Origin of the sequence: Pseudoroseomonas sp. WGS1072 (genome assembly GCF_049340465.1) — a bacterium.
GTDB lineage: Bacteria > Pseudomonadota > Alphaproteobacteria > Acetobacterales > Acetobacteraceae > Pseudoroseomonas.
Genome location: NZ_JBMPSU010000001.1, coordinates 1,604,347 through 1,619,312, shown reverse-complemented (window position 1 = coordinate 1,619,312; position 14,966 = coordinate 1,604,347). Strand labels below are relative to the sequence as shown.

The following is a 14,966-nucleotide window of genomic DNA, read 5'->3' as shown; positions in this document are numbered from 1 at the left end:
GGAGCGGTGCCGGTTGCGGAGGGCATCATGGCACCGGGCCCCGGGCCTGTCTCCCCCGGGACGCCATGCGCCGGCCGGGCGTGGGGGGCCGATGAGGACGGTCACGCCCGGGCTTGCCGTGCGGTTCCCCGCATCCCCATCTTGCGCGCCATGGCCTGGTCCCTCGATGCCCGCATCCCCGTCCGCCTGCTGGACGTGCCCGACGCGCCGCCGGGCGCCGTGGTGCTGGCCGAGGATGGCGCCGGCCTGCCGCCGGCCCCCGCGCGGGTCGAGCCTTTCGCCGCGCCGGTGCTGGCCGCCGCCGCCCACCCTGCGGGTTGCCTGTGCTGCCAGCCGCGCAGCTCCGTGGCCCTGGCGCTCGACCGTCTCTTCCAGGCGCGGCTGCGCGGCCAGCTTCCCTGGTTCGACGGTGTCGTCGCCGTGACCCGCAGCGCCGCCGGGCGTGCCGCCATCCTGGCCGCGCTGGAACAGGACAGCGTGACCACCGCCCGCTTCCGGCTGGCGGCCGGGCCCTGATCGGGTCAGGCTGCGTGGCATGACACGCGCCCTCCGCTGGCTGGCCTGGAGCCTGTGCGGCCTCGCCCTGCTGCTGGCCGCCGCCATCCTGCTGCTCGGGCGGGTCGATCTCGCCCCGCTGGCCGCGCGCTGGGCCACGGCCCGGCTCGGCCGCCCGGTCAGCGTGGCGGCGCTGCATGTCAGCCCCGGCCGCTGGGTGACGCTGCGGCTGGAGGGGCTGCGGCTGGCCAATCTTCCCGGCGGCAGCCGCCCCGAGATGCTGGCGCTCGACGGGCTGACGGCCGAGGTCGAGGCGCTCTCCCTCCTTGGCGGCGCGCCGCGGCTGCGGCGGCTGGAGGCCGAGGGGCTGCGGCTGATCCTCGAGCGTGAGGCCGGCGGCCGCAAGAACTGGAAGTTCGGCGAGGCGGAAAACGCCACCGCCGCCGACGCCACCGATACGGGCCGCGCCGGCTTCCCGACGCTGCTCGATGCCCGGCTGCGCGATATCGCCATCACCTTCCGCACCAGCGGTGGCGCCCTGCTGCGCACCGAGCTGGACGCCGTGGCGCTCGCCGCCGCCGATGCCGCCGCGCCGGTCCGCCTCACCGCCCAGGGGCGCTACAACGACGTGCCGGTGGCGCTGGAGGGCGACCTCGCCTCCTTCGACGCCCTGCGCGACACGGCGGCCCCCTTCCCCGCGGCGCTGCGGCTGCGGGCGGAGGAGGAGACCTGGCTGCGCTTCCAGGGCGGCATGACCGACCCGCTGAACCTGGACGGCGCCGAGGGGGCGCTCAGCCTGGAGGCGCCGGCGCTGGACACGCTGCTCCGCATCGCCGGGCTGGAGGCGGCCGAGAAGGGCGCCCCGGCGCTTCGGCTGGCCGGCAACCTCCTGCACCAGGGCGCGCTCTGGCGGCTCGACGGCATCACCGGCGCGCTGGGCGAGGCGGCGATCGCGGGGCGCCGCCTGGTCCTGCGGGAAGGGGCCGACGGCCAGGCGGACGCCATCGAGGCGGCGCTGGATTTCGGCCATCTCGACCTCGACGCCCTGCTCGACCGCCGGCACAGCGGCGGCACGGCGGCGGACCTGACCCTGGCGGTGGACCAGGCACCTGATACCGTGCTGCGGGCCGAGCTGACGGCCGAGCGGCTCGATTTCGGCGCCCTCCGCGCCACCGAGGCGCGGCTCGCCGCCGCGCTGGCGCCGGGGCGGATCACGGTGGAGCAGCTCGCCCTCACCTATCTCGGCGGCCGCATCACCGCCGAGGGCGTGGTCGAGACCGGCCATATCCAGGCCGGCACCGAGGCCAGCGGCCTGCAGATCGAGGCGGTGCGCCGCGCCCTCGGCCTCGGCGCCCTGCCGCTCTCGGGCCGTGTGGACGGGCGCTTCGCCGTGCAGGCACGCGGCCGCACGCTGAAGGCGGCGGCGAGCACGGCCCACGCCTCGGCGGTGATCGCCATGCGGGGCGGGCAGGTGCAGCGGCGGCTGCTGGAGATCGCCTCGCTCGACCTGCGCAGCCTGTTCCGCGCCGCCGAGGGCGGCAGCCCGATCGCCTGCCTGATCGCCGTGGTGGACCTCCGTGGCGGCGAGGCCACGGTGGCGCCGCTGCGGCTCCGCGCCCGCGAGGGCACCATCGCCGGCAATGGCAGCATCGACCTGCGGCGGCGGCAGATGGACATGATCATCGGCAGCCAGCGCGACACCACCGGCAGCCTGGCGCTCGACATCCCGGTGCGGGTCAGCGGCAGCATCGACGATCCGCAGATCCGCCCCGCCCGCTGGTCCGCCGAGGGGCGCGCCCTGCTGGCGGCGCCCGACGTGGTGAACCGCCTGCTGCCGGAGCTGCGCCCCTTCGCACGGCGCAACCCCTGCCTGACGCCTGGGTGAGGCGCGCGCCCCGCCTCCCCTGGCGCCTTCCCCGGCCGGGCTCCGGCGCCTCAGCAGAAATGCGCGCCGCGCGTCTCCACCGGCACCATGTAGAGCGACTGGCCGGCGGTCATGAACAGCCGGTTGCGCCGGGTGCCGCCGAAGCAGAGGTTGGCGCAGATCTCGGGCAGCCTGATCAGCCCGATGCGCTGCCCGTCGGGGGCGAAGACATGCACCCCGTCATAGCCGTCCCCCACCCAGCCGGCGCCGACCCAGAGGTTGCCGCTCTCGTCGCAGCGGATGCCGTCCGCCATGCCGGTGCGGCCGTCCATCTCCATGGAGCAGAAGGTGCGGGGGTCGCGCAGGCCGGTGCCGTCCACCCCGAAGGCCCAGACGATGCTCTTCGCCTCCGGGTAGTGCGACATGCCGGTATCGGCCACGTAGAGGGTCCGGTAGTCCGGGCTGAAGCAGAGGCCGTTCGGCTTGTAGGGCGCGTCCGTGACCTTGGCGACCGCGCCGCTGGCGGGGTCGATGCGGTAGACCGCCTCCTTGATCAGCGGGCGCGGCGAGGTCGCCGCCTCGGGCAGGCGGTTGCCCTCGTAGTCCATCAGCGCGCCATAGCCGGGATCGGTGAACCAGATGCCGCCATCGGCCGGATGCACCACCACGTCGTTCGGCGCGTTGAACGGCCCGTCCGGCCCGCGCGCGGCGAGCACGGTGAGCCCGCCCTCGGGCTCGTAGCGCACCACGTCGCGGTGGAAATGCCGGCAGGCGATCTGCCGCCCCTCGCGGTCGAAGGTGTTGCCGTTGGAGTAGCCGGAGGGGCTGCGGAAGCGGCGGGAGACGTGCAGATCCTCCTCGGTCAGCCGCAGGCATTCGTCGTTCGGGATATCGGACCAGACCAGGAAGCGTCCGGTGGCGTGCCAGGCCGGACCCTCGGCCCAGCCCATGCCGGTCCAGACACGGCGGATGGCGCTGTTGCCGAGCCGCGCGGTGAAGCGCTTCGGGTCCAGCGCCACGATGTCGGCGTCGGGGTAGCGCACGGGGGGCGCGCCCCGCCCGTAGTCGCGCGGCGGAGCCTGCTGCGCGGCGGCCGGATGGATCAGGGCGGCGGCGGGGGCGGCGGCGGCGGGCCGAGCAGCAGGCGGCGGGACAGATCGCGGGACAGATGCGACATTCTTTCGGTTCTCCCTGCGGCCGGGCTCTTCCGGCCCGGCGCGGCGGGAGAATGGCACGGGCGCCGCGCCCTGCCTGCCCTCCCGGGCGGGCGACGCGGCGCCCGTCGGGAAAGTGATGGCGCGCCGGCCTATTGCGCCGGCACCGCCTCCTGCCGCGGCGCGATCCAGGAGGCATCCGCCGGCAGCCGGTCGATCTCGGCCCGCTGGCGCGGCAGGGCGCCGGGATGCTGCGCCTGCAGCCAGCCGATCATCTGCTCCCGCACCTCGCAGCGCAGATCGAAGGCGCGGCCGGCGGAGCTGGCGCTGGCCAGCATGCGCACCTCCATGGTGGCCGGCTTGAAGTCCGTCACCTGCAGCACGACCACCCGGCCGTCCCAGTTGCGCGAGGCGCGGACGATCTCCTCCAGCCGCCGCCGCATGGCCTCCAGCGGTGCCGTGTAGTCGGTGTAGAGGAAGACCGTGCCGATCAGCGAGGAATTCTCGCGCGTCCAGTTCTGGAACGGCTTCTCGATGAAGTAGCTGAGCGGCAGCACCATCCGCCGCCAGTCCCACAGCCGCACCACGACATAGGTGCTGGTGATCTCCTCGACATTGCCCCACTCGCCCTCGACGATTACCGCGTCCTCCAGCCGGATCGGCTGGGTGACGGCGAGTTGGATGCCGGCGATCAGGTTCTTCAGCAGCGGCTGCAGCGCCAGGCCGACCACCAGGCCGGCGGCGCCGGCGGAGGCGAGCAGCGAGACGCCATACTGCCGCACCCCGTCGAAGGTCATCAGCGCCGCCGCGGCGGTGACGGTGACGATCAGGATGGCAGCGACGCGCTGCAGGATGCGCGACTGCGTGGTGTGCTTGCGCGCCAGCAGGTTGTCCTCGGAATCGAGCTTGAAGCGGCGCAGATAGACGGTGGTCCAGATATGCAGCGCCGTCCGCGCCACCCAGCCCACCAGGCAGATGAAGCAGATCGCCAGGACGTGGCGCATGATGCTGGCCTGGGCCCCGTCGAGCGGCGCGATGCTGGCGCCGATGGACAGGGCGGGGATGATGAGCGCCAGGCGCGTCGGCCCCTCGGTGCGCGCCACCAGGGAACGCCAGAACAGGTCCCGCTCCCGCACCAGCCGGGTGATGAGGCGGTAGAGCACGCGGTGCGCCAGCAGCGCCAGCAGCACCGTGACGGCTAGGACGCCCAGGCTCACCAGCCAGTCGGGCGCCCAGCCTAGCGAGGCCACGACCTCGCGCGCGGTGGTGTCGATATCCTCGATCAACGGCCGCTCCTTCTCGATCTCCCCTTTGAATGCGCTGCAGCACGAGGCGTTTCCACCCCGGCTGACAGGTCTGTGAAGGCCGGAAGGTCAGTCTTTGTCAGGGAAGCGTCTTGTCGCCGGGGCCCAGGCTGCGCTGCATATGCAGCACGTCGAGCCAGCGGCCGAACTTCCAGCCCGCCCCCCGCAGCATGCCGACCTGGCGGAAGCCGAGCGAGAGATGCAGGCCGATGGAGCCGACATTCTCCGAATCGGCGATCACCGCCACCATCTGCCGGAAGCCGGCCCGCTCGGCCCGCTCCAGCAGGGCGGCGACCAGCGTCTTGCCGAGGCCCTGGCCGTGCACGTCGTGCCGCACATGGATCGAATCCTGCGCCGTGTAGCGGTAGGTGGGCGCCTCGCCGAGCGGGGTGAAGTGGCAATAGCCCAGCACCTCCCCCTGCTCCTCGGCCACCAGCCAGGCGCAGCCGCTCTCCTGCACCCGCGCCAGCCGCGCCGCCATCTCCTCCGGGGTGGGCGGCACCTCCTCGAAGGTGCCGGTGCCGGTCAGCACATGATGCGCGTAGATGGCGGTGATGGCCGGCAGATCGGCGGGGGTGGCGTCGCGCAAGGGCATCCCGGCTCTCCTATCGCGGGGCCGCGGGCCGGCCCTCTCCCCCTCAGGGGTTAGTCGGGCCCCGCCCCGCCCGCAAGGGCGGGGGAGGCGGGCCGCCCTTCAACGCGCGTTCAGCAGGGCCGGGACATGCAGCAGCACCACCTCATTGTCGTCGGCCCGCGCCAGGTGGCGGCCGGCGCTGAACGGCAGATTGTTGTCATTGGCCAGGATGATGTGCTCGGCATCCACCATCGCCACGTTCTCGATGGTGAAGAAGGGGAAGGCGAAGCGCTCCGCCGCCGCGTCGGCGGCGCGGTCGCCGCGCTGCCGGGCCAGCCCCTCGGGGTCGCGGATGTCGAGCAGGTCGATATGGGCCAGCTTCTTCACGAAACCTTCGGCATCCGGCGCGCCGAGATCGACCAGCGTGACGCGCTTGACCCGCGCCGGATCGGGGAAGCAGCGCGGCGGGGTGCCGGGATGGCCCGCCTGCCCTCCCGCCTGCCCTCCCGCCGGGGGACAGGCCAGCGAGGCATCGCCCTCGCCATTGTCGCGCTCGATGACCAGGGCGCGGCGCTCGTCGATGAAGTTGAAATCGCCGATCGCCGTGGCGCCCTCGGTCAGGCGCAGCTTCAGGCTGCGGCCGGTCCAGTCGCCCTTCGCCGTGTCGAATTCCATCATGCGCAGGAAGGCGCCCTCGGCCCGGTCGGTGCCGGCGACGAAGAGCGGCTGCTCCAGCAGCGCCCAGAGGCGGCCGCCATCCGGCGTCATCGCCATGCCCTCATAGCCGCCGGAGCGGCGGACGCGGAAGGCGGTGCCGGCCACCGGGGTGGCGCCGGTGGCCAGCGCCGGGTGGTCGGGGCTGCGCAGCACCTCGCCGTCCAGCCTCGTCTCGACCACGCGGCGGACGCGGCCGGCGGCATCGACCTGCAGCAGGAAGGGGCCGAACTCCTCGCCGATCCAGAAGCCGCTCCCGTCCGGGATGGGCTGGATGCTCTCCGGGTCGAAATCGGCGCCGGTCAGGTAGCGCGCCTCGGTGCCCTCATGGGCGATGCGGAAGGGCACGCGGCGGTCGGGGTCGGAGAGGAAGACGGTCCGCTCCACCGCCACCTGGCCGGTGGCGAAGTCCGGGCGGATCTTGCGGAAGGCCAGCAGCGCGTCGCCGCTGTTGCGCTTGTTGCCGAAGCCGTTGTCGGTCAGCACCCAGTAGGCGCCGGGCTCGCCGGCCACCGGCTTGATGCCGGAGAAGCCCTGCACCGGCTGGCCGATGAAGGGCAGGCTGATCCCGGTGGGGCGGCCGGTGGGCGCGGGGCCGGTGGTGCCGGGCAGGCTGCCCGGCCGGTCCTGCCGCGCGGCGGCGGTGAACTTGCCGGAGATCAGCGCGTCCCGCGGCGCGTCGGCCGGCGGCAGTTCCAGGGTGAGGGCCGGCAGGATGGCGTGGCCGGCGAGCCGGGCCTCGACCTTGCGGTCCGGGGCCTGAGGCTGGGCCTGAGTCTGGGCCTGAGTCTGGGCCTGGGCCTGGGCCTGGGCGGAGGTGGCGAGGCCGATCAGGGCCGTCGCGGCGAGCAGCAGCGCGCGCATGGGGCGAATCTCCAGCGGGGTCGATGGAGGCCGCTGTTAGGCGCGCGCGATTGCAGGCGTTTGACGCTTTCGTGACCAGCCAGTGACGGCGCGGGCCCGGCGCGATGCCCTGCCCGCCGCGGCTCAGCCGCGCGCCACGGTGTCGGCCATCCGCGCGCCGCGCCGGCCGAGGCGCTCGTCCGGCCCGGTCGTGGTGTCGCGCGCCGTCTGGTGCTCCATCTCGGCGTTCAGCTCGGCGCCCACCAGCACGACGATGGCGGAGAGCCAGATCCAGGTCATGAAGCCGATCACGGCGCCGAGGGAGCCGTAGGTCGCATCGTAGTTGCCGAAGCGGCTGACATAGAGCGAGAAGCCGGCGGAGATCGCCACCCAGCCGAGGGCCGCGAAGGCGCCGCCCCAGCTCACCCAGCGCCACCGCGCGCGCTCCCGGCTCGGCCCGAAGCGGTAGAGCACGGCCAGCAGACCGGTGATGACCAGCAGCAGGATCGGCCAGCGCGACAGGCGCAGGATCCACTCGGTGGTGCTCTCCAGCCCGACGAAGGCCAGCACGATGGGCAGCACCACCACGGCGGTCATGGCCAGCATGATGAAGAACAGCGCGCCCAGGGTGAAGCAGAGGGTCATCACCGTCAGCCGGACGAAGCTGCGCTTCTCCTTCTCCTCGTAGACCACGTTCAGCGCGTCGAACATCGCCTTGGTGCCCTGGTTCGAGCTCCAGAGCGCGATCAGCAGGCCGAGGATGGCGCTGAAGCCCAGCGAGGTGGCGCCCCCGGAGGTCAAGCGGCTCAGCTGCTCGTCCAGGATCCGCATGCCGCCCTCGGGGATCAGCCCGCTCAGCATGCTGAGGTGCTGCGAGACGGTCAGCGGGTCGGCGAAGAGGCCGTAGATCGAGACCAGGGCGGTCAGCGCCGGGAAGATCGAGAGCAGGGCGTAGAAGGTGATGCCCGCCGCCTCGGTCATCAGCCGGTCCTCGTTCGCCTGCAGGATCGTGCGCTTGAGGATGCTCCACCAGCCGCGCGCCGGAATCTCGGTCGGGCGGTTGGCCCGCACGCCGCCGCCGGGGGCCAGCCGCCGCGGCGCCTCGCGGGCGCTGCGGCCTTCCTTGATCGCTTCCAGCGCGGCGCGCATCTGGTCCGGATCGGTCGAGTTCAGCATCGGCGTTGGTCCTGGGGGCGGTTGGAACGCTCGGAGGGTTCACCTCAGCAACGATGCAGGCGGGCCAGGGTTCCGTTCAAGGTTGCGTTGCAGCGAAGGCGGCGCGCCCCGACCCCGGGGCCTCAGCCGGCCGCCCCGCTCAGGTCGACCCCGCCCAGGTCGACCCCGCTCAGGCCGCGCCGGGCCCGCCCGTGCTGGTCGAAATTCGACTCCTCCAGCCAGGCGGCGATGGCGTCGCGCCGGGCCGGCCACTCCTCCTCCAGGATGGAGAACCAGGCGGTGTCGCGCCGCCGCCCCTTGACCACCAGATGCGCCCGGTGCTCGCCCTCGGGCACGAAGCCGAGGCGCGCGGCGGCGCGGCGCGAGGGAGCGTTCAGCGCGTTGCATTTCCAGACCAGGCGGCGGTAGCCGAGGTCGTCCATGGCGTGGCGCATCAGCAGGAACATCGCCTCGGTGGCGGCCCGCGTCCGCTGCATGCGCGGCGAGAACCAGATGTTGCCCAGCTCGATGGCGGCATGGGCGGGCTGGATCTCCATCAGCGTCAGCCAGCCCTGGGCGCGGCCCGAGAGGTGCGGCCGCACCGCCCAGGCGATCGGGTCGTGCGTGGTGCAGAAGCCGCCCAGGAACGTCCGGAAGGGGCCGAAATCCGCGAAGGGGCCGTAGCCCAGATAGGCCCAGCTGTCGTCGGCGCCCCGCACCGCCTCCCACAGCTCCTCCGCGTGGCGCAGGCCGAGCGGCTCCAGCGTGACGCTGGCGCCGCGATGCGGCACGCGGGCGGGCAGGGGCCGGGGCGTGGGGTCCACCGCCGGCCCGAGCGGCGGCGGCCCGACCGCAGCCGATGGGGGGGTTGCGTCGCGAGGTGTGGCGTCCGGGGGCGTGCTCATGATAGGCGAAGGCTCACCGCAACCGCTTCCGCTTGCAAGCCGTGCTTTGGCCCTGCCCTCGCCTTCCGGCCCAAGGCTCCCCTGAGACTTGCCCGGCGCAACGAAAAGGCCATGTCTTCGCCGATGAACGCCGAAACCCGACCCGTCCTCAAATCCGCCCATGCCGCCTATTTCACCGAGACGGTGGAAAGCGTGCATCACTGGACCGAGCGCCTGTTCAGCTTCCGCTGCACGCGCAACCCGGCCCTGCGCTTCACCGCCGGGCAGTTCGTCATGATCGGGCTGGTGGTGGACGGCAAGCCGCTGGTGCGCGCCTATTCCGTGGCCTCGCCGCCCTATGACGAGGGGCTCGAATTCCTGTCGATCAAGGTGCAGGACGGCCCGCTGACCAGCCGGCTGCAGCACATCCGCCCGGGCGACGAGATCCTGGTCGGCCGGAAGTCGGTCGGCACGCTGGTCACCGACGCGCTGCTGCCGGGCCGGACGCTGTGGCTCTATGGCACCGGCACCGGCCTCGCGCCCTTCCTGTCGCTGATCCGCGAGCCGGAGGTCTATGACCGGTTCGAGCGGGTGGTGCTGCTGCACGGGGTGCGGCAGGCGAAGGAGCTGGCCTATGCGGCGATGATCGAGGCCCTGCCGCGGGACGAGGTGCTGGGCGAGCTGGTCGGGGACAAGCTGCTCTACTACCCGACCGTGACGCGGGAGCCCTTCCGCAACCAGGGCCGCGTCACCGACCTGATCCGCTCCGGCAAGCTGTTCAGCGACCTCGGCCTGCCGCGCTTCACGCCGGAGAGCGACCGCATCATGCTCTGCGGCAGCCCGGAGATGCTGGCCGAGACCAAGGATCTGCTGGAGGGCATGGGCTTCGAGGAAGGCGCCAACAGCCGTCCCGGCCATTACGTGATCGAGAAGGCCTTCGTGGAGAAGTAAGGGCGGGCGGGCGGCGCCGTCAGGGCCCCGCCCGCCGCAACCGGGGCTCGGCGGCCACCGGGTTGGCCACCGGGCCGGCCACCGGGCCCGGCCGCCGCCCGGCCGGCGCGCTCACGATGACGAGGCAGAGGACCACGAGGCCCACCCCCAGCCAGCCGAGGGGCGGCATCCGTTCGCCGACGACGAGCACGGCGAGCCCGGCGGCCACCACCGGCTCGAACAGCGTGATCGTCGTCGCCGTGCTGGCGGCGATCCGCGCGAGCCCGTAGCCGAAGCAGAGATAGCCGAGGAACATCGGCACCGTCGCCATGTAGGCGCCGACCGCGGCGTTGCTCCAGGAGGCGAGGAAGGGCGCGCCGGTCGCGAGCAGCACCGGCAGCAGAAGCAGGCCGCCGGCGCCGAAGGTCGCGCCCATGGCCGCCATCGAGGGCACGCCGTTCCGCATCAGCCGGCGCGCCGTCCAGGAGTACATCGCGTAGGTCAGCCCCGCGATAAGACCCAGCAGGATGCCCGCGACCGGGGAGGCGCCGCCCGGCATCGGGCGCCCGGTCGCCTCCGCCAGGCTCATCAGCAGCATGCCCGCGAGCCCGAGGGCCGCGCCGGTCAGCCAGCGCCTCGTGAGCCTGAGGCCCTCCATCCGGTATTCGATCAGGGCGGCGAGAAGCGGCGCCGAGCCGATGGAGATGACGGTACCGATCGTGACACCCGCCATGCGCATGGAGGCATAGAAGGCCAGCGGATAGACCGCCACGGAGGCGGCGCCCAGGGCGAGGTCGCGCCAGTGCCGCGCGAGGAGGGTCCGCGCCCTGGCGATGCCCGCGCCCGCGACCGCGGCCTGCAGAAGACCGCCGATGCCCATGGCCGCCGCCCCGATCGCGGCGGCGGAGACGCCCGGCGCGAAGGTCGCCGCCGTGCCCGTCGTTCCCCACAGGACCGCCGCGACGAGGATCGCGAGGGCGCCGGACAGGGGTTTTCCCGGGCCGCTCACAGGGCCTTCCCCGGTTCCGCCGCCATGGCTTTCGCCCCGGCGGGCAGGCATCCGTTCCCGTCGAGGCCGGCCCGCGCGCTGAGGTTCAGGGCCAATCCGTATTGCCTCCGTGGAGTGGGTGGACCGGACCACCTAAGGCCGGCGCCGGGGACGCCGCAAGCGCCCTGCTCCCCCCGCCGCCCTGGTTTCGCCGCCTTTGAGAGACATTTGGTTTCCCATCGTATGAGACGGGTCATGGCGCCTCCCCTATCCTCCGGACCGCAGGCAGGCCCTTGGCCTGCCGGGAAGCCAGGAAAGGAAGAGGCGATGCGTCGACTGTTGATGCTGGGTGTGGGCGTCCTCGGGCTGGGGCTTTCGGGCCTGGCTGCCGCCCAGCCCGCGCCGCCGGCCCCGCCGGCCGGTGGCCCCGCCGCCGAGGCGCCGCAGCGCCCGGATCGCGGCCCGATGGGCGGACCCATGGGTGGCCCCATGGGCGGATCGGGCGACCGGGCGGAAGGCCCGCGCCCGCCGCGCGGCCCGCACATGATGCACGGCATGCATCGCCCGCCGCCGCCCCCGCCGGGCTCCAGCTTCTCCTTCCGCCGCGGCGACACGGCGGTGCGCGTCCACTGCTCGGACAAGGAGCCGCTGCAGGCCTGTGTCAACGCGGCCAACACGCTCTTCGACAAGTTCAACGCGACCCCGCGTTGAGCCGGGCGGAGCCCGGCGCCGCCGCCGGGCTCCGGCCTTCCCGCCCGCCATCCGAGGGGGGTGCGCCACCGGCGCGGCGTCCCTACCTTTCCCCGGCAACCGCCAGGGATGACACGCCATGACCGCGCCGATGAACCGCCGCTACCTGCTCGCCAGCCGGCCCGAGGGGCGGCCGAAGGCCTCCGACCTCCGCCTCGACACCCAGCCCATCCCGGAGCCCGCCGAGGGCGAGGTCCTGCTGGAAACCCTCTACCTCTCGCTCGATCCCTATATGCGCGGCCGGATGAGCGCCGCGAAATCCTATGCCGCCCCGGTCGAGATCGGCGCCGTGATGGAAGGCGGCACCGTCTCCCGCGTGCTGCGCTCGCGCAACCCGGACTTCACCGAGGGGGAGGTCGTGCTGTCGCATTCCGGCTGGCAGAGCCACGCGCTCTCGGACGGGCGCGGGCTGCGCAGGCTGGACCCGGCCGAGGCCCCCGTCTCCACCGCGCTCGGCGTGCTGGGCATGCCGGGCTTCACCGCCTGGGCCGGGCTGCTGAACATCGGCCGGCCCAGGGCCGGGGAGACGGTGGTGGTGGCGGCGGCCAGCGGGCCGGTGGGCTCGGCGGTGGGGCAGATCGCCCGCCTCCAGGGCGCGCGCGCCGTCGGCATCGCCGGGGGCGCGGCGAAATGCGCCTTCATCCGGGAGGAGCTGGGCTTCGACGCGGCGATCGACCATCGCGCGCCCGATTTCCCGGCGCAGCTCGCCGCCGCCTGCCCGGAGGGCGTGGATGTCTATTTCGAGAATGTCGGCGGCGCCGTGTGGGACGCGGTCTTCCCGCTGTTCAACGAATTCGCCCGCATTCCGGTCTGTGGCCTGATCGCGCAGTACAACAGCACGGGCGAGTTCCCCGGCCCGGACCGGCTGCCGGTGCTGATGCGCCAGGTGCTGTCCCGCAGCCTCACCATCCGCGGCTTCATCCAGAGGGAATTCGCGAAGCAGATGCCGGAATTCCGCCAGCAGATGGCCGGCTGGATCCGCGAGGGGAAGGTGCGCTACCGCGAGGATGTGGTGGAGGGGCTGGAGGCGGCGCCGGAGGCCTTCATCGGCCTGCTGGAGGGGAAGAATTTCGGCAAGCTGCTGGTGCGCGTGGCACCGGAGTGAGGGCTGGCGCGGGCCGGCCTCGCCGGGCAGCGGGAACCGGCCCGCGCCCCGCGATCCGGCATCGATGGCCATCCCGGGTCAACCGGAAGCGGCGGCCATGCGTTCGGCATCCGGATACCCCCTGGGAGAATGCCGATGCGCCAGATGACCCTGTCCGAGCTGTCGAAGTCGATGCGCAGCATCGACTTCTGCATGCTTTCGACCCACGCCGCGAGCGGCGACATCGCCAGCCGGCCGATGAGCAACAACGGCGATGTCGAATACGAGGGCGATTCGTACTTCTTCACCCTGGAGACGACGCACACGGTCGAGGATATCGAGCGTGACCCGAAGGTCGCCCTCTCCTTCACCGGCAGCAAGGGCATGCTCGGGCAGCGGCCGCTCTTCATCGCGGTCGAGGGGAAGGCCGAGCTGATCCGGGACAAGGGCGCCTTCGAGGCCCATTGGACCAAGGAGCTGGACCGCTGGTTCGAGCAGGGTATCGAGACGCCGGGCCTCCTGATCGTCAAGGTCCATGCCACCCGCATCACCTACTGGGACGGCACGGAGGAGGGCGAGGTCACCCTTTGACGGCCAGGGCTTCTGACAGCCAGGCTTCCCAGGCGGGGGGCGGCGCGCGCGCCGTCCCCCGCCCGGCCCCGCCTCAGCCCTTGAAGGCGGGGAAGGAGGAGGGCGAGAGCTGCTCGATGTCGCGCCCGGCCCAGTCGCGCGACTTCATGCCCGCCCACATCGCCTCGGCGCCCTTCTGCACCGCGCGCCCGAGTTCCACCGGATCGTAGCCCGGCACCACCTGGTCCTGCATCACCACGCGGCCGTCGATGATGGAGGTCTCCAGATCCTCGGCGGTGGCCGAGAAGACGATGTTGCGGATCGGGTCGCGCAGCGGCGTCATGAACAGCGACTCGCCGCCCCAGATCAGCAGGTCGGCCTTGGCGCCGGGCGCGATGCGGCCGAGGTCGTCGCGGCCCAGCGCCTTCGCGCCGTTCAGGGTCGCGGCGTTGAACACGTCCGCCGCCGTGGCGACCTGGGTGCGCCGGTCGACGATCTTGCTGACCACCGAGGTCCAGCGCATCGCCTCGATCATGCTCTGCGGGCAGGTGTCGGTCGCGATGGTCATGTTGACGCCGCGCGCCTGGTAGCGGGCGAAGCTCTCCATGGCGATGCCGCGCCGCGCGAACACCCACACCGCATGCGCGACATTGGCGCCCGTGTCGGCCAGGATGCCGATATCGTCGGCCTGGTAGTTGGCCCAGCTGCTCTCGCCCGGAATGATGCAATGGCCGAGGATGCAGCGCTCGGACAGGAAGTCGATCCTCTGCAGCCACTCGATCGGCGTGCAGCCATGGCGGCGCGTCATCTCGTGGAATTCGGGCACCGACTGGCTGACATGCAGCGCCAGCGGCACGCCCATGGCCTTCGACGCCTCGGCCGAGCGGCGCAGCAGCGCCTCGGAGCAGGTGTCGATCTGCATCGGCGTCAGGAAGCCCTTGATGCGGCCGCCCTCGCGCCCGTCCACGCGCTCGATGAAGTCGATCGCGGCATCCATGGCGCCGACGCCGTCATCCTCGGTCCACTCGTAGTCCACGGTGCGGCCGTTGTCGGTGTACCACCGGCCGGAGCGGTAGCCCTGGCCGATATAGGCGCGGATGCCGCAGCGCGCTGCGTGCTCGGCCACCACGTCGCCATGCCGGCCGATCTCCATGATGGTCGTCGTGCCGGTGCGCAGCAGCTCGGGCATGGAATAGGCGATGCAGGCGCGGCGCGCCTCCTCGGTGATGGCGCCATCGCGCGCCGAGAGGAACTCGAACAGGCCGGAGAGGTAGAACTGCCGCGGGCCGCGATCCTCGACGAAGCTCTTGTCGAGCGGGCTCTCCGACAGATGCGCATGGGTGTTGATGAAGCCGGGCGTCACCACCTTGCCGGCGGCGTCGATGGTCTGGTCCACGGTCCCGTCGAAGTCGCGGCCGACATGCAGGATCTTGTCGTCCTCGACCACCACCACCCCGTCCTTCAGATGGCGGTGCCCGCCATCCTGGCAGGCGATGATGTGCGAGGCGCGGATCAGCGTGCGGGCCATCGGGCATTCTCCATCTGGGCGGAAAGGGAAGCCTTTCCCAGCCGCGGGGCAGGGTCAATCGGGGACGCCGCGTTTCACCGCTTTCCCGGGCCGCGGGATGCGGGCACGGCCTGAAACCGGGCGGAAGCA

The 14,966-nt window shown here is 72.6% G+C and carries 14 protein-coding genes; 6 read left to right on the top strand and 8 right to left on the bottom strand.

The window, feature by feature from the left end; translation table 11 throughout:
- The first annotated feature begins 150 nt into the window (after positions 1 to 150).
- Complete coding sequence (locus ACF3NH_RS07680) at positions 151 to 516, top strand: hypothetical protein (protein WP_198365063.1); 366 nt, start codon at positions 151 to 153, stop codon at positions 514 to 516.
- A 19-nt stretch (positions 517 to 535) separates the two neighbouring features.
- Positions 536 to 2,380 (top strand): AsmA family protein, encoded by a 1,845-nt coding sequence (locus ACF3NH_RS07675; RefSeq protein ID WP_422922424.1) that lies wholly within the window; start codon positions 536 to 538, stop codon positions 2,378 to 2,380.
- Between the two features lie 50 nt (positions 2,381 to 2,430).
- On the opposite strand, the gene ACF3NH_RS07670 is transcribed toward ACF3NH_RS07675, so the two are convergent.
- From ACF3NH_RS07670 to ACF3NH_RS07645, 6 genes are all read right to left on the bottom strand, one after another.
- On the bottom strand, positions 2,431 to 3,402 hold the full coding sequence (locus ACF3NH_RS07670) for an SMP-30/gluconolactonase/LRE family protein (RefSeq protein WP_422922423.1): 972 nt from the start codon (positions 3,400 to 3,402) through the stop codon (positions 2,431 to 2,433).
- A gap of 263 nt (positions 3,403 to 3,665) precedes the next feature.
- On the bottom strand, positions 3,666 to 4,799 hold the full coding sequence (locus ACF3NH_RS07665) for a mechanosensitive ion channel family protein (protein ID WP_422922422.1): 1,134 nt from the start codon (positions 4,797 to 4,799) through the stop codon (positions 3,666 to 3,668).
- A 97-nt stretch (positions 4,800 to 4,896) separates the two neighbouring features.
- On the bottom strand, positions 4,897 to 5,412 hold the full coding sequence (locus tag ACF3NH_RS07660) for a GNAT family N-acetyltransferase (RefSeq protein WP_198365059.1): 516 nt from the start codon (positions 5,410 to 5,412) through the stop codon (positions 4,897 to 4,899).
- 99 nt (positions 5,413 to 5,511) lie between these two features.
- Positions 5,512 to 6,969: an esterase-like activity of phytase family protein gene (locus tag ACF3NH_RS07655; protein ID WP_422922421.1), complete on the bottom strand. Its 1,458-nt coding sequence runs from the start codon at positions 6,967 to 6,969 to the stop codon at positions 5,512 to 5,514.
- A gap of 123 nt (positions 6,970 to 7,092) precedes the next feature.
- Positions 7,093 to 8,124: a YihY/virulence factor BrkB family protein gene (locus tag ACF3NH_RS07650; protein WP_198365057.1), complete on the bottom strand. Its 1,032-nt coding sequence runs from the start codon at positions 8,122 to 8,124 to the stop codon at positions 7,093 to 7,095.
- Positions 8,125 to 8,246: 122 nt separating this feature from the next.
- Positions 8,247 to 9,008 carry a GNAT family N-acetyltransferase gene (locus ACF3NH_RS07645; RefSeq protein ID WP_422922420.1) on the bottom strand — a complete coding sequence of 254 codons (762 nt, stop codon included), beginning with the start codon at positions 9,006 to 9,008 and terminating at the stop codon, positions 8,247 to 8,249.
- Between the two features lie 123 nt (positions 9,009 to 9,131).
- Between ACF3NH_RS07645 and ACF3NH_RS07640 the strand changes: the two genes are divergently transcribed.
- Positions 9,132 to 9,938, top strand: a complete 807-nt coding sequence (locus tag ACF3NH_RS07640; RefSeq protein ID WP_422922419.1) for a ferredoxin--NADP reductase — start codon at positions 9,132 to 9,134, stop codon at positions 9,936 to 9,938.
- 19 nt (positions 9,939 to 9,957) lie between these two features.
- Here the strand turns inward: ACF3NH_RS07640 and ACF3NH_RS07635 are convergent, their stop codons facing one another.
- Positions 9,958 to 10,926, bottom strand: a complete 969-nt coding sequence (locus ACF3NH_RS07635; RefSeq protein ID WP_422922418.1) for a DMT family transporter — start codon at positions 10,924 to 10,926, stop codon at positions 9,958 to 9,960.
- A 306-nt stretch (positions 10,927 to 11,232) separates the two neighbouring features.
- Here ACF3NH_RS07635 and ACF3NH_RS07630 point away from each other — a divergent pair, with 306 nt between their 5' ends.
- The 3 genes from ACF3NH_RS07630 (at position 11,233) to ACF3NH_RS07620 (ending at position 13,330) form a co-directional block, all read left to right on the top strand.
- A complete protein-coding gene (locus tag ACF3NH_RS07630; protein WP_198365053.1) occupies positions 11,233 to 11,616 on the top strand; it encodes a hypothetical protein in 384 nt (127 codons plus the stop codon).
- A 118-nt stretch (positions 11,617 to 11,734) separates the two neighbouring features.
- On the top strand, positions 11,735 to 12,760 hold the full coding sequence (locus tag ACF3NH_RS07625; protein ID WP_198365052.1) for an NADP-dependent oxidoreductase: 1,026 nt from the start codon (positions 11,735 to 11,737) through the stop codon (positions 12,758 to 12,760).
- A 135-nt stretch (positions 12,761 to 12,895) separates the two neighbouring features.
- The gene (locus tag ACF3NH_RS07620; RefSeq protein WP_422922417.1) at positions 12,896 to 13,330 is read left to right on the top strand and encodes a pyridoxamine 5'-phosphate oxidase family protein; all 435 of its coding nucleotides are present in this window, start codon (positions 12,896 to 12,898) and stop codon (positions 13,328 to 13,330) included.
- Positions 13,331 to 13,403: 73 nt separating this feature from the next.
- On the opposite strand, the gene ACF3NH_RS07615 is transcribed toward ACF3NH_RS07620, so the two are convergent.
- On the bottom strand, positions 13,404 to 14,837 hold the full coding sequence (locus tag ACF3NH_RS07615; protein WP_422922416.1) for a chlorohydrolase family protein: 1,434 nt from the start codon (positions 14,835 to 14,837) through the stop codon (positions 13,404 to 13,406).
- Positions 14,838 to 14,966 lie beyond the last annotated feature (129 nt).

Excerpts from the sequence above, each read along its gene's own strand:
- ACF3NH_RS07615 (WP_422922416.1), bottom strand. The coding sequence starts at position 14,837 with ATGGCCCGCACGCTGATCCGCGCCTCGCACATCATCGCCTGCCAGGAT.
- ACF3NH_RS07675 (WP_422922424.1), top strand. The coding sequence starts at position 536 with ATGACACGCGCCCTCCGCTGGCTGGCCTGGAGCCTGTGCGGCCTCGCC.
- ACF3NH_RS07655 (WP_422922421.1), bottom strand. The coding sequence starts at position 6,969 with ATGCGCGCGCTGCTGCTCGCCGCGACGGCCCTGATCGGCCTCGCCACC.
- ACF3NH_RS07640 (WP_422922419.1), top strand. The coding sequence starts at position 9,132 with ATGAACGCCGAAACCCGACCCGTCCTCAAATCCGCCCATGCCGCCTAT.
- ACF3NH_RS07630 (WP_198365053.1), top strand. The coding sequence starts at position 11,233 with ATGCGTCGACTGTTGATGCTGGGTGTGGGCGTCCTCGGGCTGGGGCTT.
- ACF3NH_RS07645 (WP_422922420.1), bottom strand. The coding sequence starts at position 9,008 with ATGAGCACGCCCCCGGACGCCACACCTCGCGACGCAACCCCCCCATCG.
- ACF3NH_RS07660 (WP_198365059.1), bottom strand. The coding sequence starts at position 5,412 with ATGCCCTTGCGCGACGCCACCCCCGCCGATCTGCCGGCCATCACCGCC.
- ACF3NH_RS07620 (WP_422922417.1), top strand. The coding sequence starts at position 12,896 with ATGCGCCAGATGACCCTGTCCGAGCTGTCGAAGTCGATGCGCAGCATC.
- ACF3NH_RS07650 (WP_198365057.1), bottom strand. The coding sequence starts at position 8,124 with ATGCTGAACTCGACCGATCCGGACCAGATGCGCGCCGCGCTGGAAGCG.
- ACF3NH_RS07680 (WP_198365063.1), top strand. The coding sequence starts at position 151 with ATGGCCTGGTCCCTCGATGCCCGCATCCCCGTCCGCCTGCTGGACGTG.
- ACF3NH_RS07625 (WP_198365052.1), top strand. The coding sequence starts at position 11,735 with ATGACCGCGCCGATGAACCGCCGCTACCTGCTCGCCAGCCGGCCCGAG.